Genomic DNA, 437 nt, shown 5'->3' with positions numbered 1-437 from the left:
ATGATGGCCACATCGGTCTTGATAATATCCACATCTGCCTCCTTAGGGATAGATTTGCTGGGCACGATTTTGCTCTATGAAAAAAATTCATGCTTGATGCAAGTCAAACTGCTAGGTTTTATTCCCTTTTTATTGGTTATTTTTCTATAAAACACCCAAATCCCTGGATGAAAATGTCGTTATTATCGTCATTTTTTGGTGTTACTGAGCAGTTGAACACCTAGCTACGAGCACTTTAACTTCTGGATTGTACGTAGTTTTCTTTCAATAAAATGCGAATCACCTCTCTTTTTAGGTACTCGCGAAAAAAATTTTAAGTTTTTTATTGTAATTTTTTAATGAGAATTATTGGTATTCATTTATTCGGATAGAAATAGGTAATCCGAAATGCTGCGGTGACCACGGCGGTGATCTGATAATTCCAGACGAATTACAAG

The sequence above is a fragment of the Aeromonas sp. HMWF017 genome (assembly GCF_003061465.1).
In the GTDB taxonomy this organism is placed as follows: Bacteria; Pseudomonadota; Gammaproteobacteria; order Enterobacterales; family Aeromonadaceae; genus Aeromonas; species Aeromonas veronii.
Note: the sequence above shows the minus strand (reverse complement) of the source record.